Source organism: Streptomyces sp. PSU-S4-23 (genome assembly GCF_055632315.1).
Genome location: NZ_JBVMUU010000001.1, coordinates 1 through 22,377, shown reverse-complemented (window position 1 = coordinate 22,377; position 22,377 = coordinate 1). Strand labels below are relative to the sequence as shown.

The 22,377-nt window shown below is 68.3% G+C and carries 25 protein-coding genes; 19 read left to right on the top strand and 6 right to left on the bottom strand.

Annotation, left to right across the window (positions count from 1 at the left end; translation table 11 throughout):
* Positions 1-118 precede the first annotated feature (118 nt).
* The 5 genes from tap to ACZ79I_RS00105 all read left to right on the top strand — a co-directional run bounded on the left by tap (position 119) and on the right by ACZ79I_RS00105 (position 5,980).
* Positions 119-2,308, top strand: a complete 2,190-nt coding sequence (gene tap / locus ACZ79I_RS00125) for a telomere-associated protein Tap (RefSeq protein WP_471492915.1) — start codon at positions 119-121, stop codon at positions 2,306-2,308.
* A gap of 6 nt (positions 2,309-2,314) precedes the next feature.
* The gene (gene tpg / locus ACZ79I_RS00120; RefSeq protein WP_471492914.1) at positions 2,315-2,872 is read left to right on the top strand and encodes a telomere-protecting terminal protein Tpg; all 558 of its coding nucleotides are present in this window, start codon (positions 2,315-2,317) and stop codon (positions 2,870-2,872) included.
* 201 nt (positions 2,873-3,073) lie between these two features.
* Positions 3,074-3,919 carry a hypothetical protein gene (locus ACZ79I_RS00115; RefSeq protein ID WP_471492912.1) on the top strand — a complete coding sequence of 282 codons (846 nt, stop codon included), beginning with the start codon at positions 3,074-3,076 and terminating at the stop codon, positions 3,917-3,919.
* A 957-nt stretch (positions 3,920-4,876) separates the two neighbouring features.
* Positions 4,877-5,116 (top strand): hypothetical protein, encoded by a 240-nt coding sequence (locus tag ACZ79I_RS00110; RefSeq protein WP_471492910.1) that lies wholly within the window; start codon positions 4,877-4,879, stop codon positions 5,114-5,116.
* A gap of 45 nt (positions 5,117-5,161) precedes the next feature.
* Positions 5,162-5,980 (top strand): helix-turn-helix domain-containing protein, encoded by an 819-nt coding sequence (locus tag ACZ79I_RS00105; RefSeq protein WP_471492908.1) that lies wholly within the window; start codon positions 5,162-5,164, stop codon positions 5,978-5,980.
* A gap of 65 nt (positions 5,981-6,045) precedes the next feature.
* Here ACZ79I_RS00105 and ACZ79I_RS00100 read toward each other — a convergent pair whose 3' ends face one another.
* Together ACZ79I_RS00100 and ACZ79I_RS00095 are read right to left on the bottom strand one after the other, a co-directional pair.
* The gene (locus ACZ79I_RS00100; protein ID WP_471492907.1) at positions 6,046-7,347 is read right to left on the bottom strand and encodes an ATP-binding protein; all 1,302 of its coding nucleotides are present in this window, start codon (positions 7,345-7,347) and stop codon (positions 6,046-6,048) included.
* A 99-nt stretch (positions 7,348-7,446) separates the two neighbouring features.
* Positions 7,447-7,914 carry a hypothetical protein gene (locus tag ACZ79I_RS00095; protein ID WP_471492905.1) on the bottom strand — a complete coding sequence of 156 codons (468 nt, stop codon included), beginning with the start codon at positions 7,912-7,914 and terminating at the stop codon, positions 7,447-7,449.
* A 490-nt stretch (positions 7,915-8,404) separates the two neighbouring features.
* On the opposite strand from ACZ79I_RS00095, the gene ACZ79I_RS00090 reads away from it, so the two are divergent.
* From ACZ79I_RS00090 to ACZ79I_RS00070, 5 genes are all read left to right on the top strand, one after another.
* The gene (locus ACZ79I_RS00090; RefSeq protein WP_471492903.1) at positions 8,405-9,010 is read left to right on the top strand and encodes a sigma-70 family RNA polymerase sigma factor; all 606 of its coding nucleotides are present in this window, start codon (positions 8,405-8,407) and stop codon (positions 9,008-9,010) included.
* Positions 9,007-9,678, top strand: a complete 672-nt coding sequence (locus ACZ79I_RS00085; protein WP_471492902.1) for a hypothetical protein — start codon at positions 9,007-9,009, stop codon at positions 9,676-9,678. The genes ACZ79I_RS00090 and ACZ79I_RS00085 overlap by 4 nt, the downstream gene beginning before the upstream one ends.
* Positions 9,679-10,566: 888 nt before the next feature.
* Positions 10,567-11,076, top strand: coding sequence for a hypothetical protein (locus tag ACZ79I_RS00080; protein ID WP_471492900.1), 510 nt, complete (start codon positions 10,567-10,569; stop codon positions 11,074-11,076).
* Entirely contained in the window at positions 11,063-12,022 is a 960-nt protein-coding gene (locus tag ACZ79I_RS00075; protein WP_471492898.1) for a helix-turn-helix domain-containing protein, read from the top strand. Before ACZ79I_RS00080 ends, ACZ79I_RS00075 begins: the two co-directional genes overlap by 14 nt.
* A 172-nt stretch (positions 12,023-12,194) precedes the next feature.
* On the top strand, positions 12,195-12,491 hold the full coding sequence (locus tag ACZ79I_RS00070) for a hypothetical protein (protein ID WP_471492896.1): 297 nt from the start codon (positions 12,195-12,197) through the stop codon (positions 12,489-12,491).
* A 71-nt stretch (positions 12,492-12,562) separates the two neighbouring features.
* On the opposite strand, the gene ACZ79I_RS00065 is transcribed toward ACZ79I_RS00070, so the two are convergent.
* Entirely contained in the window at positions 12,563-12,832 is a 270-nt protein-coding gene (locus ACZ79I_RS00065; RefSeq protein WP_471492894.1) for a hypothetical protein, read from the bottom strand.
* Between the two features lie 298 nt (positions 12,833-13,130).
* Between ACZ79I_RS00065 and ACZ79I_RS00060 the strand changes: the two genes are divergently transcribed.
* Both ACZ79I_RS00060 and ACZ79I_RS00055 read left to right on the top strand, forming a co-directional pair.
* Positions 13,131-14,123, top strand: a complete 993-nt coding sequence (locus tag ACZ79I_RS00060; protein ID WP_471492892.1) for a hypothetical protein — start codon at positions 13,131-13,133, stop codon at positions 14,121-14,123.
* A gap of 99 nt (positions 14,124-14,222) precedes the next feature.
* Entirely contained in the window at positions 14,223-14,651 is a 429-nt protein-coding gene (locus ACZ79I_RS00055; RefSeq protein ID WP_471492890.1) for a GNAT family N-acetyltransferase, read from the top strand.
* Here ACZ79I_RS00055 and ACZ79I_RS00050 read toward each other — a convergent pair.
* Entirely contained in the window at positions 14,644-14,949 is a 306-nt protein-coding gene (locus ACZ79I_RS00050) for a hypothetical protein (RefSeq protein ID WP_471492888.1), read from the bottom strand. The two genes, ACZ79I_RS00055 and ACZ79I_RS00050, sit on opposite strands and share 8 nt — an antisense overlap.
* A 279-nt stretch (positions 14,950-15,228) precedes the next feature.
* Here ACZ79I_RS00050 and tpg (ACZ79I_RS00045) point away from each other — a divergent pair, with 279 nt between their 5' ends.
* The 7 genes from tpg (ACZ79I_RS00045) to ACZ79I_RS00015 all read left to right on the top strand — a co-directional run bounded on the left by tpg (ACZ79I_RS00045) (position 15,229) and on the right by ACZ79I_RS00015 (position 19,857).
* Entirely contained in the window at positions 15,229-15,825 is a 597-nt protein-coding gene (gene tpg, locus ACZ79I_RS00045) for a telomere-protecting terminal protein Tpg (protein WP_471492886.1), read from the top strand.
* Positions 15,826-15,978: 153 nt separating this feature from the next.
* Positions 15,979-16,659: a hypothetical protein gene (locus ACZ79I_RS00040; protein WP_471492884.1), complete on the top strand. Its 681-nt coding sequence runs from the start codon at positions 15,979-15,981 to the stop codon at positions 16,657-16,659.
* Positions 16,602-17,000: a hypothetical protein gene (locus ACZ79I_RS00035; RefSeq protein ID WP_471492882.1), complete on the top strand. Its 399-nt coding sequence runs from the start codon at positions 16,602-16,604 to the stop codon at positions 16,998-17,000. Before ACZ79I_RS00040 ends, ACZ79I_RS00035 begins: the two co-directional genes overlap by 58 nt.
* Before the next feature lie 758 nt (positions 17,001-17,758).
* Positions 17,759-17,968, top strand: a complete 210-nt coding sequence (locus ACZ79I_RS00030) for a hypothetical protein (RefSeq protein ID WP_471493042.1) — start codon at positions 17,759-17,761, stop codon at positions 17,966-17,968.
* 300 nt (positions 17,969-18,268) lie between these two features.
* Positions 18,269-18,520, top strand: coding sequence for a YlcI/YnfO family protein (locus ACZ79I_RS00025; RefSeq protein ID WP_471492880.1), 252 nt, complete (start codon positions 18,269-18,271; stop codon positions 18,518-18,520).
* A 2-nt stretch (positions 18,521-18,522) separates the two neighbouring features.
* Positions 18,523-18,894, top strand: coding sequence for a toxin Doc (locus ACZ79I_RS00020; RefSeq protein WP_471492878.1), 372 nt, complete (start codon positions 18,523-18,525; stop codon positions 18,892-18,894).
* Between the two features lie 678 nt (positions 18,895-19,572).
* Positions 19,573-19,857: an endonuclease domain-containing protein gene (locus ACZ79I_RS00015; RefSeq protein ID WP_471492876.1), complete on the top strand. Its 285-nt coding sequence runs from the start codon at positions 19,573-19,575 to the stop codon at positions 19,855-19,857.
* Between the two features lie 219 nt (positions 19,858-20,076).
* Here the strand turns inward: ACZ79I_RS00015 and ACZ79I_RS00010 are convergent, their stop codons facing one another.
* Together ACZ79I_RS00010 and ACZ79I_RS00005 are read right to left on the bottom strand one after the other, a co-directional pair.
* The gene (locus tag ACZ79I_RS00010; protein WP_471492874.1) at positions 20,077-20,523 is read right to left on the bottom strand and encodes a helix-turn-helix domain-containing protein; all 447 of its coding nucleotides are present in this window, start codon (positions 20,521-20,523) and stop codon (positions 20,077-20,079) included.
* The gene (locus ACZ79I_RS00005; RefSeq protein ID WP_471492872.1) at positions 20,520-21,224 is read right to left on the bottom strand and encodes a hypothetical protein; all 705 of its coding nucleotides are present in this window, start codon (positions 21,222-21,224) and stop codon (positions 20,520-20,522) included. The genes ACZ79I_RS00010 and ACZ79I_RS00005 overlap by 4 nt, the downstream gene beginning before the upstream one ends.
* Positions 21,225-22,377 lie beyond the last annotated feature (1,153 nt).

Here is a 22,377-nt window from a genome sequence, read left to right as displayed (position 1 = left end):
CCTCCTGTCTCCCGCCCCCGCGCTGCGCGATCAACCTAACATCACGAGCGATCTAGGCGCGAATCAATGAGCGATCCAATGCGCGATTGGTGTAGGGTGTCTAGTGGAGGTGAGCTCTGTGCCCACTGAGAACGAGCTGCTCAGCAACGTGGACGCGTTGCTGGAACAGGTCGCCCAAGACGACCTGCCGCCGCCTGCCGAGCGCAGGCGTCTACGCGAGGCTGCCGGGCTGAGCCAGGCCCAGGTCGCGAAGGCTCTCGACACGCGCCGTGAGGCGGTCGGGAACTGGGAGGCCGGCCGGACCGAACCGCGGCCGCCGCAGCGCGCCGCCTACGCAAAGCTCCTGGAGAAGCTGGCCGAACGCTTCCCCGCCCCCGAGAGCGAGGCGCCCGAAGAACCTGCCGTGCCGGAGACGTTCGCTGCCGAGCCCGCCCCGGCAGTCCCCGCTCCGTCGGCGCCGGCCGCCGCGAAACCGCCCGCCCGACCGGCGGCGAGCACCACCAGGCCGACGTCCACGTCGCGGCGCCCGGGCGCGAAGAAGGCGGCGGCGAAGAAGACCACCACGGCGGCCACCGTGGACCCGCGCTTCGAGAACGGCCCGCTCGCCGTGGTCGACTGCGAGGACGGGCAGGTGTCGGCGTACTGCGTCGGCGGCCTGGTCCTGGACGTGCCCGCCAAGTCACTTCCCGCGCTGGTCGACTGGACGATCACCGAAGCTCGCCTCGGTCAGGCCCGCCTGCACCGCAACGGCCGTGATGCCGACCCGATCCTGGTCCTCACCCCGGCCGCGCTGGAGCGCTACGGCCTGCCCGCCACACTGTCGGATGAGGAGCGGCGCGCGGGCCGGCTCAAGGACAGCCACAAGGTGGTCAAGCAGCTCCAGCGCGCCGAACTCCAGCTCACCCAGCGCGGACTGGGACCGTGGGCGCGCGTGTTCCGCGACCCGGAGGGCTCAAGGCGGCGCTGCGTCCAGCTGTGCATCCCGTCGTGGAACGCGCTGGACGCACGGGAGTGGGACAAGAAGGACGACCCGCAGCTGCCGTCCATGCACCCGGCCGACCTCGCCCGGTACCTGGGCACGTACGCGCAACGGGTGATGACGCCGCGCGGCACCACGTCGACGACCGGCCTCGAGCTGATGACCGCACTTCGCCCGCCGACCCGCGCGGAGAAGAACGAGGCCACCGGCGAGTTCGAGCGGGCCTTTAACGCGGACGCCCTGACGGCGGTGTACGAGCACGTGGCGTGCGAGGTCCCGGACGAGCACCCGCTCTTGAAGGGGAAGTTCGAGCGCCACCACCTGCGGACTCCGGCGGAGATGCTGATGGAGGAGCCGTACGACTGGTGCCGGCCGCTGACCGATGACGAGTGCATGCTGCCGTACCTGGTCGCGATCGACGTCAACATGGCGTTCGCGGCGGCCACCAACGGTCTCACCGTCGGCCTGGGCGCCCCCACCCACCTGACCGGCAACCCATCGTTCGCCCCGAAGGTGCCCGGCTCGTGGCTGGTCGACCTGAGCCACGTCGACCTGTCCCGCGTGCAGATCGACGGGCGCACCCTGGACGGCGACCTGCTGCCCTCGCCGTTCACGCCGAAGGGCGACCGCCCGACCGGCCCGGCCTGGTACGCCACCCCCACCGTCGCCTACGCCCAGGAGCTCGGGTTCGAGGTCGCGCCGATCGAGGCGTTCGTGCGTCTGGAGTCCGGCCGCTACCTGGACCCCTGGTACAACCGGCTGCGCGACGCGTACGTGGAGACGATGGCCGACCTCGGTGTCACCACGAAGATGGGCGGCCAGGAGTTCCTGGACGCGATGGCCGTGCACAAGCAGGTCGACCCGACGATGGCGCTGCTGCTGAACGCGATCAAGTCCACGGCGAAGGGCGGCATCGGCAAGCTGCGGCAGCGCAGCCGGGGCCAGGTGCCGTACTACGAGCCGTGGCCGGCGCTGAAGCGGGAGACGTGGCGCCCCGACATCCGGGCCGCCGTGCTAGCCACTGTCCGGATCGGGATGCACCGCAAGATCCTCAAGACCGCTGCCGCGACCGGCCGCTACCCCGTCGCGATCGGCACGGACTGCATCGTCTACCCCTCCACCGGCCCGTCCCCGCTGGACGTCCTGCCGTACACGGACGAGGGCAAGCCGGTGCCGGGCACGTTCCGGCTCGGTGTCTCGCCTGGCATGGTCAAGCACCAGGGCACCCAGACCGTGCTGTGGGCGGAAGCCCAGTTCGAAGAGGCGGGCGCCGTGTTCAACCTCGCCAACCTCATCAAGACCGACCAGAGCGCCGGAGAAGGGGAGTAGCAGGTCATGGCCGACTCGATCGGGGACAGCCTGGACGCCGCGCTGGAGGGGGCGTTCACCCGCCGCATCCCGCAGAGCGCCCAGGCGCAGATGAAGTACCTGGTCAAGCAGCTCAAGGGCACCAAGGCCGCTGCGGAGGTTCTCGGGATCTCCCAGCGCACCGTGGAGCGGTACGTCGCGGGCAAGTTCAAGCGGCCCCGCCGCGACCTGCGCGACCGCATAGAGCGTGAGGTCAAAAAGCGGTGGCAGCCGCAGATCCGCGCGAAGGCGAAGAAGCGGGCCGCGTCCACGGGCGGCCTGGTCGTCTCCACCCGCGCGCGGTTCGGGTTCACCGCCGCGCCGGGCACCACCGACGACGCCCGCATCCGCGACATCACCCAGGCCCTGCCGCCCGAGTTCGCGGACCGCCTGTTCACCGCCCGCGAGCAGGGCGCCACCGAGCAGCAGCTCCAGCAGATCGCGGCCGACGGCCTCGCACGGATGTACTTCCGCGCCAACAACACCCGGGCCGCGGGCCTGGGCGTGGAGTTCACCGACGTGGAACACATCCAGATCGAGCTGTAGCGCAGGCTCCCGCACAAGCGCACTCGTCCCCGGTGTGACTGAGCGCCACGGTTGGCCGGTCGGAGCGCCGTAGTTGGCCAGCTCGAGCATGACCTCACGCGATGTGACCGGCATCACACCGATGATCCCCAAGTTTTTTGCTGGCCCACCGGTGGTGCGGAGACCGAAGGGTGAAGCTGTCTATCGCCGGAGGTACACCCTGTGAACACCATCCCGTCCAGCCTCGAGTCGGTGGTCGACTCGTCTCCACGCCCCCTGCGGACCACCGAGGGGCGCCGTGGCGTCGCCATCAACGCCAGGGTGATCGGCCAGGGGGAGCTCAGCTTCAGCTACGTCCTTGACGGCACCCTGTCGCCTGGGTCACCGCTGCCCGCAGAGCAACCGCCGCTCGCCATCACCGTCCCCATGCCCCCGGAGGTCTACTGGGCAGGCCGGGCGTGCGCGGAAATCACAGATGAAGGCACATTCCAGGCGGTTGACCGGCTCGCCGCGTCCCTGGCTCTGCCGCAGGCCGGCCTGTGGCGTGAGGCGGTGTCGACCGCCGTGGTCGGAGACTGGGGCGATCGCCTGCGCACCGACGAGCGGGGCGTGCTTGGGCGCACGTTCGCTCGCTATCTGCGGGTGGAGGCGCAGACGATCCACCGGCAGCTAAGGCCGCTGTGGCGCCGCCGGGCCCAGCGCTCAAGAGTTCTGCTTCTTGATACCCCGATGGGCGACGGCCTGTCCTTGCACGATCTTGTTACCGGCAGCCCTGATACGCAGGCACTGGCGCTGGGCACCGACCTTGCCGACCAGCGCCTCACCGCGCTGCTGAGGTCCTTGGCTCCCGAGGAAGGGGCCGTGGTGATGGCATGGGTCCACCCTGCCGTGGCTACGTGGGCGGATGCGGCGCTGTACGCCGGTGCAGCAGATCCCGTCCGCTTCGGGGAACGCGTACGACGCAAGACGGGGCGTTGGGTCGCCGAACAGCAACGCCGCCGCGAGCAGCAGCAGCCGGGCCAGCCAGCTGGGCTGTGGCGACCGGGGAAGGGGGGCGAGCAGGCATGAGTTTGACTGTCCTGCTCCTTATCCTGCTGTTGGTCGTTGCCACTGTCCTCATCGGCACTGGCGTACTCGCGCTGCTTCTCTACCGCCCCGCATGGTCCGCTCCGCTCGCAGGGGCCCTCACTGCGATGACGCTCATGGCTACCGTCGTGGGGGTGCTGGTCGCTGCCACCCGGGCCTGAACCCTGCCTGGTGGACCCGCGGCATCTTCGCCCTCGACCTGGTGAGAGCAGACCGACCAGTGAGGGCGCGGAGCCGCGGGCTGGCCGGGCCGGAGCGGGTCGAAGCTGAGTGCCAGGGCGGCCAACCAGAGCGCTCAATGGCCAAGTGAGGCGCTCAGTCACACCCGGCATTCCAGCTGCCGGGAACGAGGCGCTTCGCATCCTACGGAAGGACAGCCGCGGTCAGCTGGCCGGCCAGCAAAGGACGGCATAGCGGAGAGCCAGGAAACGCCGACGAGCCGACAGCATGTGCTGTCGGCTCGTTGCTGCGGGCCCGGAGCCAACCAGGGCCCACATGATGTCCCTGATCAACCTGGTTGGAGCCATGTGGTGCAGGGGCGTAGCCGGATGCTCCCAGCGTCGAGGCTTCGTGGGCAACCCAAACTGGTTTACGTCTGGGTGTTTACATGATCATCTGCGCAGTTGTGGCGTGCTTCCGGATTGGTACTGGCGAGCGAACCCGCAACCACCCTGGTCGGCGCCTTCGTCGTCACGGAGCGTTCCGATCCTCTGGCCAAAGGTCTGCCTTACGGCCCCCGCATATGCCTATCGGCCACCAAATTTGAGGGTGAGATGCGCGTGGATGAAATCCCGCGATCGGTCGTGACGTGCGGTCGCAGGGTGGCAGCATTTCCGTCACCGCGACCGGCGAGCCAACCGCCCAGCGGCACAACCTGGTTGGAGCCAGAATCGCTTTGCCGTCAGGCATGGCCACGTACAACTCGTGCAGGAGATGGACATGTTGAACTCAATCGTCGGCCCGAGGCCACGACCGAACCTCCCCGAGGCCGTCATCATCACGGTCATGGTCCTCTTCGTGACCGTACTGGTCATCAAGGGGATGAAGCCGGCCGACGCCGTCCTCGTCGTTGGCTGCGCCGGTCTCTTCGGTGCTGTTGTAGTGCGGGCGTGCACCACCAGCAGGCTCACCGCACTCCTGCGCCCTGCCTGGGCGGAGCTGCAGGCCACCCCCGCCTGACCCCGCGACATGTCCACCGTTCGGAAGGTCCGGCGCCTCAAGGAGGTGCCGGACAGCGACAGCGTGGTGGGCCAGCTGGCCTGTGCCCTGCGTCGCAGCCGCGCCGCGCTCGGGCTCACTCAGGCTCAGGCGGCCGATGCCATCGAAAAGTCAACCTCGACCATTCAGCGGGCTGAAGCCGGTGCTGTCGCACCCAAGAGGTGCGTCGTCGACGGATACGTCGCCAAGCTGGGGCTCGACCCCGAGGAGGCAGATCGGCTCTACGAGAAGGCCACACGCTCCCCTGGACGGCAGCGCCGCCCTCTCACCCAAGCTCCGCATCCGCGCATGGTGAGCACCCCGGACGAACTCGGCAGGGCGTTGGCCAGAGCCTGGGAGGAGGACGATCGCCCCTCCATGCAGGCCATGGAAGACCGGGTGGCCGCCGTACGGGACGCAGACGAGACGCGAAAACGGTTCGCGTTCTTGTCCCGGAGCGCCGCATACCGGATCTCCCACCGTCAACAACTGCCCAGCAGTGTCGAGCAGTTGCGGTCATACCTGTACGCCTGCCAAGTCAAAGAACGCCGCTTCCCTATCTGGATCAAGGCCTATCACCGGGTCAAGGCGAAAGAGCAAGAGGAGGCTAGGGCCAAGAAGACGGCCGAAGACGAAGAACGCAGGAGGTGGCGTGGGTGGGAGAGCCTGCGTCGAGCCACCGAGATCATGCTCGGCGCCGGGCTCCGCCCGACCGAACCCTTCCCCCGCTCAGTCACCGCACCGTGGGCCGCCCAGTGCCTGACCTGCGGCCTGGTCGGCCGGTTCCGCCTCTCAGCCGTCAAGCAGGGGCGCGGGTGCCCCGCGTGCGGAACCTCACCGCCGTGAAGTAACCAGCGCCGGGCGGCAGCACCCGGCACCGCATCGTGCCGCGCGGACGGGGTGCGGGGAGGTCAGTCGCCCAGTACGGGAATGTGGGGATGGAGGTAGCGCCAGTCCAGGGCGATGTTGCGCAGGGCCTCGGTGACCGCTTCCGGGAGATCGCCGGTTGCCACGAGCTCATCGGGCAGGTAGTCGCTGCCGCGGCGGAGGCTGCCGGTGCCGGTCCGGTGGCCGAGACAGTCCCTATTGAGCGTGGCGTCCAGCGACGGCTGGTCCTGCTTGCCGGAAGCGATATGCAGCTCGATCGGCGGAGTAGGCATCAGCGCCGTTCCGAGCAGGCGCTCGGTGAGGGCCGGCAGGGCGTTGCGGGCCAGGGCGCGCACTGCCTCGTAGCAGCCTTGTACCCACAGATCGTCCGCGATTTTCTGGCCCCCGGTCCAGAACAGCAGATCGAAGAGAACGTCGAGGCTGGTGCCATTGTTGGCCAGGCTGGCCGTGCACTCCAGACGTACGCGGGCGTCGTGCTGCTTGGAGGGAGGCGCTTCGTGGCCAGCTGCGAGCCGAACGAACCAGGCGTGGCCATGCTCGGGATCGATCGCCCACGGTTCCTGGTACTGCTGGGAGTTCACCCGCCGGGCGAACATGTGCAGCCGCTCCGGCAACGCGTGCGTGCCGGTGAATCCCGGCGCGCACAACGACCGCATGAGGGCGTCGACCGTGGTGCCGTGCAGGCGGAGGCGGACCATGTCCCGCCGCAGGGGGTGAGAAGCTGCGGCGCGGATCACTAGATCCGGCGGCAGGGTGCGATATGCATCCCGAACGTGCGGTGCCGCGTGGTTGTCAGGGGCGAAGCGTGGGTCGCTGAAGTATGTGCGGGCCGGAGCGGCGTCGGCCTGCTGGAACAGCACCTGGACAAGGCGGCGGTCGGCGGTCGCGTTTCGACCATCCAGCCGGATCCTGACCGCCCCTTGGTGGAAGAGCGGCTGCGGCACCGTGTTCGGGTCGATGCGCACCACCAGGAGCAACTTGTCATCGACAGTCACTGGGATGACCTCGGGTGTCCACCCAGGCGGATCGAAGGTGGTGGCCATCTTGCTGACCAGCCGATCCTTGTCGATCGCTTTGACCCCCACCAGCGCCCCGGGCAAGTTTTTGTCGGCCGGGCGTGCATCGACGCCAATGAGAATGATGCCGCCGTAGGTGTTGGCCATCGCAGCGACAGTTTCGGCTGCTGCGTCGAAGCCGCGTTTATAGTCCACGGTGAAGCTCTCCTCCAGCTCCAGGGCCAGGAAGTCGCGGACCAACTTGGTGTCGACAGCGTCAACGGGAGCGCTGAAGAGGGGATGTGCGAGATTCGGCATGGCGCTCAGCATGGCGCTCCTGCTGTTCCCCACGCACACCGTTTCCGCACTTCGCACTTCCAGATGCCCCGGACGGTGAGACGGCGCCGGATAAAAGAGCTATTCGGCGCCCTACTGCGGGCCGGGGCGGGTGCGTCGCGCGGCGCGCTGCCGGACGACGTCGGGGAGCTGGCGAGAGACGGCGGCCGGGATGAAGAACAGCCCGACCATGCCCAGCCCGGTGACCACCAGGCTCAGCAGGCCGGTGGACACCGAGGGGTCGTCGACGGCTGCCACGTCACAGAACACCGACGTCACCGCGGTGAACGTCAGGGCCGCCAGGGCCCACCGTTCCCGCAGCAGCGAGCCGGAGCGCGCCACCATGCTCGTCCACCAGGTCCAGCCGGCCATCACGCAGAACACCACGGCGGCCAGCGGTAGCAGCACCACCGGCGCCCACCGGTTGGTGTCGCCTTCGGGAAGCCGCTGCCCGGTCCGGTAGGACACCTGGACCAGCCACACCAGGTACAGCGGCACGGCGACGACGATCAGCACCCACATCGCGATCCGCAGCGCCCGCGCCGTGCCCCGCTCGGTCATCGTCTCCCCTCGGTCGCCCAGCCCCCGGGAACGTACTGACCAGGGACCCACACCCGCCAGAGCGCCTCTGCGTCTCCAGGTAGAGCAGACCAACCCGTCTTCCTCCATCGGGTGACGGCAGATCGGTTCTGCGCGTACACGGCCACCTGTGACCCCTTGTGCTTCACGAGATGTCCACGCATCACCGAAGACGTGTGAGCTGTGCCACGAGTCCGACGGTGCTTGAAATGAGATCTTCCGCGCTTGCCTACATCGCTGCAGGTCACACCTCAATTTCGAACACACAAGCCATCATCGCAATCACGTTCCGTTTATGGAGAAGATCGCACAGTCACGATTTTCGGGGGGCGCATGAGTTTCGTGACCCGAAAAACGACAGGGTGGTGCCTGAGAGCCCGACTCAACGGGGCGCTCACGCGGGCGAGTTATCCCGCGTCCGAACCCGCCGGCCTCAACGGAGAGGACCGGTGCTCACCGCCTGGAGGACCGCATGGGCAACGGCGACGTCACCACTGACGTATCGCCCCAGGACGGCGGCCACGGCCAGCCCGTCCAGGCCCCGCCCCCCGATCTGCCCCTCGACTTCGAGGGCTTCTACCTCGGGCATCAGGAGTTCTTCCACGACTTCGCGGAGATCCACCTCGGCAGTCGGCGCACCGCCGAACAGGTGGTCCACCAGGTGTTCCTGGAGATCCTCGGAGGCTGGGACGAGCTGCTGCAGCAGGGCGACCTCGAACAGCAGACACTTGCCGTGCTGCACCGCGGCGTCACTCGCCGCCTCGAAGAGGACGGACGCCCGCCGGCGTTCCTCATCAACGGTCCGATAGCCAAGAACCTTGAAGCGGTCCGCAGCCAGCTGGAGCTCAACAGCCGTGCCGGCGGCCTGTACGAGGCGATCCTGGAGCTGCCCACCCGCCAGTTCACCGTGATCGTCCTGCGCCATCTGCTCGGCTACTCCACCAAGCGGATCGCCCGCTACATGGGCCTGGACACCCGCACCGTCGACTACCACGGCCGCAAGGGCAAAGAACGCCTACGCATCCGGCTCGGACTGCCCGCGGCGCCCAGCAAGAACAAGAAGGGGGCAGCACAGTGACCGCCATCGACGAGCTCCTGGCCGACGCCCGCATCCCCACCGGGCCCCGCGACGGCTTCGACGTCGGCGCCGCCCTGCGCCGCCTCGCCGTCGACGCGGCCGCCGTCGCTGCCAAGCCGCACCCGGACACCGTCCGCGCCGCCCAGGCCGGGCAACGGCTGTCCGTGGTGTGCCGCTGGATCCTCAACAAGCCCGACGCTGCCGACCAGGTCGACCGCCTCGCCCAGGAATCCGAGACGCTCAAGGACGACCGCCACCTGGACGTGGACGGTGCCCTTGTCTTCGCGTGCCTGCTCTACCTGACTGACCACCGCGAGAGCGCCCAGTTCTGGTGGCAGCTTGCAGCCGGCGCTGGCCACCGCGCCGCCGCCTACTGCCTGCATCTGCACCATCTCGCCCTCGGCGAAACGCGGGAGGCACGGCACTGGCTGCACGAGGTCACCGACGACGTCCTCGAATCCGAAGCCCCAGACGGCGACTTCCTCGCCACCCTCGAGGCCGTCGCGTCGTACGTCCGCAAGACCGGCTCCAGCCGCGCCAGCGCCCCCACCGGGGGACTAGAGATGGAGGTCGACCGCCTCGCGACCGCGAAGACCGGCTCCTGCATCATCGTCCAGCGCCCCGACCAACGCCTCGCCGACCAGCTCCACGACTTCACCCGCCGGTGACCCGATGCATAGGGCCGCACGCTTCTGACCGGTTCGGTACGAAAAGGATCAGCGCTATGCGGAAACGATCATGGGTGCGCAGAGCGGACATGTCGCACGCAGGTGACATCAATCACAACTGCTCCTCCACCGAGAGAGCCCGACCGCCGATTGTTCAGAGATGACCACTGACGGTCGCGAAGCGGGGCAAAGGCCTTATCTAGCGCAGCCACGTTCTAGGCCCCCTGCCGAAACAGGGGGCCCACAGGAGCACTCAGGCCTTGAGATGTCTCCCTATTGCGGTCAGTTGGCGCTGACCGCAGTCCCCATGGTTACGCGCCGAGGGGTCCGTGAGGAGTCGTCGCGGGACACCGCTGAAGAACTCCAACAACCAAATCATAACTCTGACCTGCAGAAATGGACCGGCATGAGGTTGTTCGCAGAGTTTTGTTTCTCACTCTTACGCGTTGATGAAGTCGGCCAAACCGGGCATAACCGTATGAACGTTTGGGTCAGTCAATGACCTGGCGCTATACCAGATCCCCGTTTTTCACGCCCGTGTTGACCATGCCTGTGTCGGTGACGGCTCGTTGTTCACGAGCTCACAAGGGGGGTGAGGTTGGGGTGCAGTCAGTATCAGATCGGTAGCCCTGTGGGGCAGACTGTGTCTCGCGCGCGGAAGTCCTGGTGACCGTCGGGTCACCGCTGGGAGTACGGGAGTTGGCGCTCCCCCTCTCGGTCTCGGGCCAGGCTCGTCCCAACTGAATACGGATTTGAGCACTCAGGCCGCTCACCCTGCCCGCTCCGGATCTGCCGGAGCGGGCACCGAGTAAGGGCCCTCCGAAAGGAGCCGCCCTCGCTCATCCCCTCCTCACAGGGCCTCACGAGGTCCTCGAACCGGGAGTTGTGATGTCTCCTTCCAGTCGTACCCCCAGGAAGCGACGGCGACTGATCCTCGCCGCGCTCACCGCCAACGGCGCGGGGGCCGCCGCCGGCGCCGCCACGCAGGCCGTCATCGGCGATCCCACCATCAGCGCCTTGGTCGGCGGCCTCGTCGGGGGGACCGTCGGTGACCTCCTCCTGCAGGTCGTACGAGCCCGTAACGAGGCGCCGCCCGACGAAGTGCGTACGGCCGCCTACGACGGCCGACACCGGCAGGACGGGCGTGCACGCCACCGTGAACTCGGCGCCGGACACGGACGGGTGGGCGGAGCCCGTCCCGGATACGTGCGCTGCACCCGCAGCCACCGCCACGGCGCTGTTCCCGGCGCACCTCAGATGTTCCAGCTCCCGGGAGCGGCGACGCCCCGGCACCTACGGCACCGTCAGCTGCATCGCGGTGCTCAGCGGTTCGCGCGTCGCGTCCACGCCCGGAACGCCGCACGGCACCAGCGCGGGGGCACGCGTGGCGCGTCCTGAGAAGGACATTCCGGCAACAACGCCGATGGAGGTGGCGGAGCTCGCCCGCGAACTGCGGGCGCTCCGCCGCTCCAGCGGCCTCACCTACAAGGACCTGGCCGGCAAGTCCCACTACTCCTCGGCCGCGCTGTCGACCGCGGCGTCCGGGAAGACCGTGCCCAAGTGGGGGGTCGTGGAGGCGTTCGTACGCGGCTGCGGCTTCACGGGCGACCTCACGCCCTGGCATCGCCTGCACAAGAACGCCGTGGCACGTGCCGCGACGGAGGAGGCCGCCGGCAAAGCCAAGCTGCGTGCCGCGGAGGCTGATCCCGGCGAGGACGAGGGCGCCGAAGAGCGGGCCGATGTACACCACCCCCGCCTGCGCGCGGCGATCCGCAAGCCCGTCACGGCCCCGGAGGATGTCGCCCCGGCGCAGCCGGACGGCCTGCTGACCCTGGTGCAGCAGTTCATGGACGCCCACATGCAGATGGACGCCCGTCTCCCGGACGAAGCCCAGCGGGTCAGCAGCCTTACGGTCGACCATGTGCACACCGCGCTCGCGCTGTGTACGACCCCTCAGGACGTGCTCTCCGTGATGCGCGAGCTGGTCGCGGACAAGGGCCTGACGATAGGCGACCTGGAACGGCGTAGCCGACCGTTCTATCCCATCTCCGGTGCGACCTTCGCCCACGTGCTCAACGGGGACGAGCTGCCCACCACCGAGTGGCTCACCATATTCCTGCGAGCATGCGGCGTAGATCAGGAGCGGACACTGATCTGGCACTACACGGTGACACGCATCAAGATCGCGAATCTGCGGCACCGCAAGACGCCGCCCCCACTCACCGTCACTCCGGTGGAACCGTCGATCAGCACGGACTACATGAAGCGGCTGCTGATCCTCTTGGCGGGCGTCATGAGCGCGATGGGAGCAACCGCGACTGCGATCATTCAGGTCCTGCGGTGAACTGATCGCGCACGAGGGTGCCGAAGCCCCGGGCGCAGTCGGCTTCGTCGAAGTCGAAGCCGACTGCGTGGTGCGTCCGCGCGTGAACACGAACGACCGAATCCGTGCGTTGGTTGTTGGAGCCAGTCGCTGGTCGGGGTGCCAGCCGGCGCGGCGGGGGTAGCTCTCAGGGATGGCGAAGAAGACGAAGAAGAAGCAGCCGTCCACCGGGCTGGCGCGGGTGACGAAGCAGAAGGTGATCGACGGCTTACCCGGGCCGCACGGTGCGCGGATCCGCTACGCGCTGCCAGACGAGGCCCATACGGTCACCTCCCTGCTGAAGACGGCGGCCGACAACCTGGAGACCGGCCACCTTGAGGCGCTCGCCGAAGGGCGGTGCGGGACATGGCTGCTGGACGCCCTCTCGGGCGCCCGCTTGACCGAACCGCTCGTCCGGGCGGCAGCGGCTGGCGACCTGGGGGTCCGGTAAGAACCGTGTCACCAGCCGCAAACGAGCGAGGCGGCTAGGACAGTCGCTCGCCCCGGCCGCCTCAGGGTGGCCTAGCCGACGAGCTGCTTCAGCTCGGTAGTGTCGGCCGGGTCGGACGGGGCGGGTCGGATGCCGTTCTCTGGCCCCGTGCTGTCGGGGGGTGGCAAGGAGGGCCGCGCGCTGATCCAGATGCGGTAGAGGGCGGAGAGGGCGGCGGAAACGGCGGCCAGGGACTCGACCGGAACGTGGAGGAGGATCAGCAGGATGCCGGTGGCCAGTACGGCGAGGAAGACGATCAGGTCCAGGTAGCGGTTGGTTGGTCCGAAGCGGTTGATCTTCATGGTGTCCCTGCTCTCACAAGTCGGGGTCCCGTGGGTTTGGGGCCTAACTTCGTTGTAGCCGGGGGTCGACACCGTTGGAACCGATCTTTCTTTCTGCTTCATCAATGGGCTGCCATCTGGCCGCAGATTTCTTTCCGAATGGCCTCGGACCAGGGGGAACGCCCGTATTCCGACCGCCCGAGTTACCCGATAACCTGACGCCATGCCAGGACAGGGGGGCGCTGGAGACACCGGCGGAGATGGCCGGACGGCAGGGCGGGGGGCACCGCGCAAGCCTCTGGAGGGCTTACCTGCTCCGTTGCGCGAGTTCGCCGGGGAGCTGCGGCGGTTGGTCGGCGACCTGAGCAACGCCGAACTCGCGAAAAAACTTCACCGGTCAGAGGCCGTCATCTCCAGAGTCGTGAGCCCGCAGAAACTGCCCCGCATGGATGCGGTCGTTGATGTGGCCGGGTACCTGGGCGCCGATAAGAAGGCATGGGAGGAGAAATGGGCGAGGCTTCACCACCAACTGGACAAAGGGGGGAATAAGGGCTTACTTCCCGTCCGGCGAGACATACGGGAAGTTAAAGTACTGAAGGCTGCGGCCGCTGAGGCTGAAGCACTCGTCCGCACGATCGATGTCGCCCCTGCAGATTCCCGCCCGTATGACTCGATGAGGGCTGACTGGCTGCTGGCAGGGATCAACAAGCATCTACCTACCACGACGTCCAAGATCGGAGCGCGTCCTGATGAGTGCTGGATCGATCTCACCGACTACCTGAGGCGGCTCGTCCTGATCTTCGACCCCCGCCCGATCCCGACCGAGAGGGACGGTCATGCGCATCTCAGGGACGTCCTCCCTCGACTTGCCGAACTAGCCGAACTGACCGGCCTACCGGAGTGGCAGGACCTCTCCGACCAAATCCGCTACACCTACGAGACGGCCGGGGACACCGGATGGCACATGATTGATCCTGAGTGCGGCACTTCTCTCAGCTACAGCGACGAATTCGCCGGGTTTCGCGCTGCAGCTGGCCGCAAGGCCTCGCAGTTGGCGAGGGCCAGCGCCGCCTACATCTCCGATTACGCCTCCCTCCCGCCCGCAGCACCGGTCGACCGCCACCACTACGACCCGTCGCGTAGCGACTACATCGCAGCCAGCGCCGGATTCGCCGTGTTGGCCATCGTGATCCCCCTTGTGCTCATGCTCTTCGACGTCTCGTGGGAGATCTGGAGCCTCGTGGGAGGGATCTTGCTCTCCCTGTCGGTAGTCTCCTTCACCGGCGCGGCGACCCGAGACCCGCGGGATTGAGCCTCGGCAACGGCAGTGGTGGTGCGGTCGGGACCTCTCGTTTGCGGCTGATGACACGGTTCTTACCAGCACCCCGACCTGCAGTCGGCGGCGGCCGCGATGTCGCTGCCGCTGGTCGCCCAGGACGCGGGCGGGCACGTCGTTGGGGCGCTGCTGGGTGTTCCGTCCGGCACGGTCATCTCCACAGTCACCCGGCTGCCGGGCCACGAGCAGTACGCCCTGCTGTCGATGCTGAAGTACGCAAAGATCAAAGCGGTCGCGGTGAGCGAGGAAGCCCGAGGCCGCGGGATCGGTTCCTCGCTGCTGAAGCGGTGCGTGCAGCTGTACTGGCAGCTGGACTACATGCTGCTGTTCGGCGGGTACAAGACGCCGCGCGAGCTCGGACCGTACTACATGCGCCAGGGCTTCACCGTGCTGCACCCCGGGCAGACGATCGACGTCGGCACCCTGCTGGCCAGCGTGCCGATTCAGCTCAGTGCGGGACCGGGCGAGACGCTCTTCTACCGGTGGCGCGGCCGGGTCAGGTGACCGGTGGTGCGGCAGGTTCACCGCGCAGCAGGTCGGGACGGACGTCGGCCAGGGCGAAGGCCCTCGTGAGCCCGGCCACGAGGACGTCGTCGACGCGGTAGCGCCGTGCTCGCTCGTCCCGCTGGAGCAAAGGGCCTGAACCGTCCGGTCCGATCCGGCGCTGCACAGCCTTGGCACTGGTCAGGGCCCCGCCGATCCGGGACTGCGGGATCGGGGTTGTCGGGTGTTCGGCGAAGTACTGCTGGTCGGTGATCCGGCGCAGCACCGCCCGGGCCCCGGGCATCAGCGCGGCAAGCATCTGGAACAGCAGCTGGTCGCTCCAGCCTTCAGCGTCGCTCTCAGATTCTGCGGACCGGGCCGGGGCTCCACGTCCGGGGCGTTCGGCGAGCTGGCCGGGGTGACGGGGCGCAGCCCGTATGCGGCATGGACCGCGGCAATCGTCTGCTCATAGGCATCCGTCTCGGTGTCGATCGTCAGCCGCACGCTGCCCCCTCCGTGTCGCTGCCGCCATCCTTCCCCACCGCTGGCGCCCGGCAGCCGGACTCCATCCACAGGCAATGCCGCTTTCCATGCGGCCATGACCGACGACGCCACACAGCCACCCGCCCCGCGACGGGCCACGGCCAAGATCCTCGACGCCCTACAGCGCGCGGAACGCGCCGTGTTCACCCGCCCCGCGCCGAAATCCGCCCGAGCCCAGATGAAATTCCTTCGCACGCGCGCCAAGGGCTCCACCAAGGCCCTGGCCGCCACTCTGGGCGTCTCCCGCAGCACAGTCGAGCGCTACCTCTCGGGCGCCTCCAAGAAGCCCCACAAGCGCCTCCAGGCGGCCCTGACGGAAGCGACTGAGAAACAGTGGCAACCGCAGGTCAGGGCACAGGCACGGCAGCACGCGGCCACCTCGGGCGGGCTCGTCATATCGTGCCGGGCGTACTTCGGGTTCACCGCGGATGGGACCTCTGACGAGGGCCGGGTGAAGGACATCATCACCGCCGTCTCACCTTCCCACGCCGCCCAGATCCTCCAGCTGAAGGAGGCCGGAGCGACGGACAAAGACCTCCAGCCGCTGCTTGCGGAGGCCATCACCTACTCCTATTTCCAGGAGGGCGGCACCACCCGGAAGCACCTCCGAGCGGATTTCACCGACGTCGAATGGGTGAACATCTCGTTTTAGCAGCACGGAATTCAGAACTGCTATAAACCTGTGCCATCCGCTGCGCCCGCGCACAGCGGACCCATCTATCTGTTCGTTTTTCCGGAGGCTCCGGTGAGCACACCCGCACCCCGATCCCGCCGGCGGCCGCGCGTCCCCGCCGGCCGCTCCGCCGTGCCCCGCGAGCCAGTCGACCAGGCGAAGATCGGCCGCCGCTCGGTCCGCCGGCGTGCCCGCGGCATGACCCGCCCGGAGGCGGCTGCCGCCCTCGAGGAAGCCGAACTGCAGCAGCACATGGACCGCGACCGCGAGGACCTCGCCGGCAATGAGCGGGGCCGGGCCGAAGTCGCAGAGTGGACGCGCATCGTGCAGCTGCTCGCCGACTCCGGCGGCGCCTACGACCCGGACACCGACGCCGTGGTCCGGGACGAGCTCGCCGCCGACGCCGAACGCGAACGCGTGAAGCAGCTGGAGGAGGACAAGCGCCGCCAGGAGGAGGAAGCCGAAGCCGCCCGCCGCGCCGCCCTCGCCCCCGAGGTGCGGCGCCACGCCCTGCTGCGCACCCTGGCCCGCACCGGCCTCCTGGACGGGCTGAGCGCTGGAGGAGGACAAGCGCCGCCAGGAGGAGGAAGCCGAAGCCGCCCGCCGCGCCGCCCTCGCCCCCGAGGTGCGGCGCCACGCCCTGCTGCGCACCCTGGCCCGCACCGGCCTCCTGGACGGGCTGAGCGCTGGAGGAGGACAAGCGCCGCCAGGAGGAGGAAGCCGAAGCCGCCCGCCGCGCCGCCCTCGCCCCCGAGGTGCGGCGCCACGCCCTGCTGCGCACCCTGGCCCGCACCGGCCTCCTGGACGGGCTGAGCGAGGACGAGCGGGCCGCCGTCAACCGGCTGCCCGACTCCGACCCCGCGGCCGCGCTCGCAGTCAACGCGCTGCTCGCCCGCGCCCACGAGGCCGGAACCGGTCTGCGCCCGGGGGGCCGCGTCGTGACGGGCGGCCCGGACACGGTCGTCGCCGTGTGGGTGGAGTCGACCTGGTGCGGCACCCGGTACGAGATGCTCACCGCCGACGGCCAGGTCCACGTCGGCGGCCGGCCCCCGATCGGCGAACCGCGGTACTGCGAGGGCGAGGACGACCCCGTCGGCTGCGCCGCCTGCGGGCAGTGCCAAGACCCGCACGTCTGGCCCCCGACCTGGCCCTGATGACCGAGGGCAGGCGCCCAGGCGACCTGTCACATGACGTTGCCCGGCATCCTGTCACGGTCACCGAACGTGATGGGGTTTGCCGTCACGTACCCCAACATCACCGTGACGCTCCCGGGTTGAAGCGTGACAGCACCCGCAAGAATGCCCGCTAATGTCCGATTCTCGGGGTGGGGGGCGGGCCTGCACCCCCCTCCGGGCCGGATCAGCGTGACAGCGTTACGCGTGACAGAGCACCCCTGCCCGATCGCCCCGCCGTCACGGTCCGCACCCGCTGTCTCGTGCCAGCGCACGTTGATCGCGTGCCACCGAAGGCCGACGGACCGCCGTTTGTGCCATCGAGGGGCGATCGCCCAGTTCAGGACGCTGCATGGCGAGCACATCAGGCACCGGCACCCGATTCAAACGTGCGTGCGACATCTGGATCCGGCGCGTGCGGCTGGCGGGCTGCCTAGGTGCCGGGTCGCCCCTCAACGCGCTGACCTGCGCGGTCATCTCTCACTGACACAAACGGACATCCGTCACCTTCGGCGGCAATCGATCAACGATCACTGGCACAGGTCACCCGCTCCCGCAGGCCTTGCTCACCCGCACCCACCGCGCCCCTGACCTGCGCAATCAAGCCAGGAGGGCCGCATTGCCGCCAACCCCCGTCATCCCCGGCGCGGACTTGGTCATTTCGCGCTACACAAGAACACCGGAGTGAACGTGCGGTGTTCTCAGGGGAGTTGTGGCCTGACGGGAGGTCCGGGCACGTGATCGTGACCATCAACGTGGCGGTGCTGCTCGCCATCATCGTCGTTGTGCGGCTGCGCCGCCGTACGCAGGCCCGGAGCCGGGTCGACGAGAGGATGACTGTGGTCCTCTGCGTCACGCTGGGGGTGCTGATCGCGCCGACCGCGTTCGGGAAGTCGATCCTGGACGTTGTCACCCAGCTCATGGAAGGCCTGTCGCAGGCCGGCCAATGACCCCGGCCGGACCCGCCCGACGGGACCCAGCTGCGCCGTACGGACCCGGGTCCTTGGGTCCTGGGTCCGGCGTCTTGTCAGGCGACCACGCGAGCTGGGTCCAGCCGGGGACCGCGGATCTGTGTCATCGGCGTCGATCTGTGTCATCAACCTCCTGTTTTCCCAGGTCGTCGTCACCATCTGTGTCACTGTTCATCTGTGTCATTGGCACCGGCTGCGCGATGCGGGAAGGCGACCTCGTCCGGGTGCGGTTCCGTCGTATCCCTCCCAGTGCTGTACGCCCTGCTGTACGGTCGGAGCATGTCGAAGTCAGTGACAATCCGGGTCCCCGAAGAGCTCCACGCGCAGTTGCAGGAGCGTGCCGAAGCCGAGGGCACCACGGTCACCGCGCTCATCACCGAGGCCGCACTCAACGCGGTCCGCGACCCGCGTCTGGACAGCGCCGCCGAGGTCTTCCGCACGTTCGTCGCCGGCAACGCGGCCGCGTTCGACGCGGCGTTCCCCGATGACGCTCCCGCCCGGCTGGACGCCTCTGGGCAGGTTGCTGCCTGACCATGGAGCTCCACATCGACATCCGCTGGCTGCTGGAGCGCCAGGCGGAAGTGCTGCCGAAGCACCCCTCGGTCCACGACTTCTCCAACCTCGTGGCCGCCGTCGCGCGCCACCGGGTGAACACCCCCCAGGTCGGCGTCGCCGTCGACAACGCCTGGCGCGCCGCGGCCCTGATGCACGCCATCATCCGGCTGCGCCCCCTCCCGGCCCGCAACGCCCTGTACGGCGCCGCGATCGCCACGGCGTACATGGACGCCGCGGGCGAGGCCGTCGACCCGCCGTACGGCGCCCTGATCGACCTTGCCCGCGACATCGACGCGGGCCGCGCCGATGGCTACGACGCGGCTGACCGCATCCGCTCCTGGCGGATCTGATCTCACTGGGTTGCGCGGCGCCCCGGACTTCCTTCGTCCGGGGCGCCGTTGTTTGTGCTGCACAGTGCCATGCCGGTTGCAGCGGGGCCCGTTGCGCGGTGTTGGCCAGCTGCTACTCGGGGTGCCGGTAAGAACTGCGTCACCAGCCGCAAACGGCATCGGCGCGCCTGGACTTGCCGATGCCGGGGCGGCCGGTGACGCAGTTCTTACCGGCACCCCTACTCGTGAACGGCTGAGGTGCTGCTCTGGACTCCGGAGAGCGTTGACATTCCCGCCCGCCGGCCAGGCGGCACAAGGGCGCTGCACGGGTGGCAGGCCCGTTGCTGCACATGACACCGCCGTGCAGCAAACGTGGGTGCTCGTCTGCTGCACGGCGGTGTCAGTGGGACCGCCTACCGTGCCGACCATGCTCGCGAAGTCGATGACGCCCAATCTGATCGAGCGGGTCCTCTTGGCGCAGGTCATCGTTGAGCGTCGCCGAGCGGGCCGCTGCCGCGGTAGTGGCAAGTACCCCTGTCGCAACGGAACGCTCGAGGGAGTGCCGGCATGTCGTCGCCACCTCACCCCCTGACGAGCTCCAGGCCGTGGAGCTACTCGTCCGGTGGGCGCGACCGCTGGTAGATCGGTGGCTCCATCAGCTCGTACCCGCCTGCTGGTTCTGGCCTGTCCCAGGACCGGATGGGCGGCAACTTCATCCGTGGGATGCCCTCACCCTCATGTTTGACTGGCAGCGAGCCCGCTGTGCGATCTGCGCAGTCTGGTCGACGTGGCGGAACACGCTCTGACTCCTTGGTCCTGGACCACGAACACGAGTCCGGCCTTGCCCGGGGGTTCCTGTGCCACCCGTGCAACAAGCGCGAAGGGCTGGATTGTCCTGGAGACGGCCGCTACGCGAACTACGGGCAACAACCGCCCGCTGCTTTGCTTGGCCTCTCCGTGCCGTACAAGCTATGGCGGCCCTGACCTGTACTTTTCCTCTGGATGGGAACCGTGCGTCCGGACCTGACACTCGCCGCCCTCACACGAAAGTGACGCCGCGCACCAGGTTGTCCCTGCGCGCGGGGACCTTTGTCCCGCCTGACAGGGATCTTTGGTGTCGACACCGACACCAGACACACGAACGGCGCTGCACCGTGGGCTGCAGCGCCGTAGGACCAGGTCCGGCCGGGCCGGGTGACCGAGTCAGGAGACGGCTTTGAGGTTCTGGCGGCGCTTGGCGTCTTCCCGGCGCCGGCGCTTCTCTGCGAGCTGATCCTGGTAGGCGGTGACGGCCCGGCGGTAGCGGTCGACGAAGTCGGTGGCGTTGAGGCGCTCGTTCTTCGGCATCGCCTTGACGGCCGCGATGGCGTCCTCGGGGGAGAGGTAGGCGGCGAGCATGGGGTTGAGCTGATAGACGCCGGCGCGCTGCTTCTTCACCAGCTGCGCCAGGTCCAGGTCGCGCAGGGCCGCGTTGACGGCCGTCCGGCTCAGGTTGAGCATCTGGGCGATCGTGCCCTGGTCGATCTCGATACGGCCGCCGGGCTCGCTGTGGGCTCGCAGCTTCAGCAGCACGCGGTAGGCCGCGGGCAGCAGATCGAGATCGGCGACGACGCCTTCCGCGTTGACGGCGGCGAAATGCAGACCGCTCACTGTTCGGTCCCCTTCTCCTTCAGCTGCGCCCGCTCCTGGCGCCGGCGAGCGCGGTCGTCTGCCCGTTCCTTACGCAGCCGCTCGATCTCCTGCCTCATCTTCTCCAATGAAGGGAAGCGCACCAACTCGGGCAGGCTCTGGTCCGCACGGATCTGCTTGAGGGTGACGTGCTGGTCGACCTTGATGTACTCGGGCTCCATGATCTCGGTGCCCGGGATGAACTCCGCTACGCGGTAGCTGTAGGGCGGGTTGAACTGGTAGACCCCGCGCTTTACCCGGAAGACGATCCCGTGGGACATGATCTCGCCCAGGGCCTCGGTCACCTTCGTACGCGCCACGTCCAGGACGGTTGCCATCTCGTCCTGGGTCAGGGGGATCCGCCCGCCGGCCTTCTGGCAGGCGATCATCAGCAGGATCAGCCGCAGGGGCAGCGCCTCGCGGAAGAACTGCGCGATGACCAGGAAGAACTCCAGGCTGTCCATGGAGAATGCGTTCGGCTGCTCCGGCGTCCCGTAGAACTCCATCGGCTTGCGCTGCTCGCCCAGCGAGAGCTTCCGGCCTGGGTACTGCCGTGCGACGTCGTCCAGGTCCTTGACGGGCCGTAGGGGCCGGTCCCAGGCGTCGGCGGGATCGTCCAGCGGCAGCTTCGGCTGAGGCGCCCCCTTGGCGCTCGGACGGCGGCGCTGCGGCTCAGTCGACACGAGGCTGCTCCCATGTTGTTGATCTCCGGACGCGCAGCAGTATGTCAGCTCCACTTGAAACCGATGTCGCTCCGACACGACATGCCGCGCAAGTTGTGTCCCCCCAGGGGGAACAGATCTCCCCCCTGCCCGCCCGGCGGTCGACCCGCCAGGCACATCCGTCCCAGATGTCGCCTGCACTTGACACGAACACTTGAAACGTGTCGCCTCCAGTTGACATTGAGCGGGTGATGTGCCCCCTCAGTCGAGACAGATCGACCGCGATACGTCCCTTCAGCCGGTGCATATCTCGCAATCCGCAACGCGCTGACCTGCGGGTTCTTGATCTCGGTAAGTATCAAGTGGCTGAGGTCTTCCTGCAGGCACCAACCGGACCTGCTATAGCTGAGGCAGCTTCGCGTGCGGGCCCGTGGGCCCGCACAGACCGTAGGCGGCATCAACGGCTCTGAGTCTCGGGTGGTGTCGGCCGTGACGGACAAGCAGCAGCAAGGGCATGGCTGGTGCCATCGGTGGGTTCCGCCGCCCGGCCCGGGGGCCGTTCGGCTCCGGTACCTCCGCACGCCGAATTTTGAGTTTCCCATTTCTGAGGTTCCGTTCTGTGCTTAAGGTTAGTCCAGCCAAGGTCAATTGAGCGACCTCTATACGGATTGACTCACCCTGAAATTCAAAGGAGAAATAGATGGGCTTGTTATGCGTGCAGGGGGTGCGCCCTATCGGTTCCAGACCCTATCTAGCTCATCAAAGTGAAGCACGCGAATCGTCCCGGATCGCTCGATCGGGGTAGGCCCGCCTCGGGGGTTCACGATCCCTCGACCCTCCGTCACTTCCCCTCGCCCTCCCGGATTTCACTCCGCACCCATCCCACCCTCGCCTCCCCCTCTCTCACTGCTGCCGCTTTCCCCTCAGCTCCCCTACGGGCCGGGTGGGTTGGGGCTGGAGCGCAGCGGAGGCCCGTTCCGGGCTCAGGCTGGGGCGGCCGCAGCGCGGCCGGCCGCGCGTGGCGCGCAGCGGCTCGCGCGCAACTCGCGGGCGCAGCCCGCGAGTTGACGCCACGCCACGCAGTGGCGTGGCGTGGCGCACTCGCGGAGCGGCTGCGCCACGGTTGCGCGCAGCGCAACCGTTCGCTTGCTCCGGGCGAAGCCCGGAGGGAGTG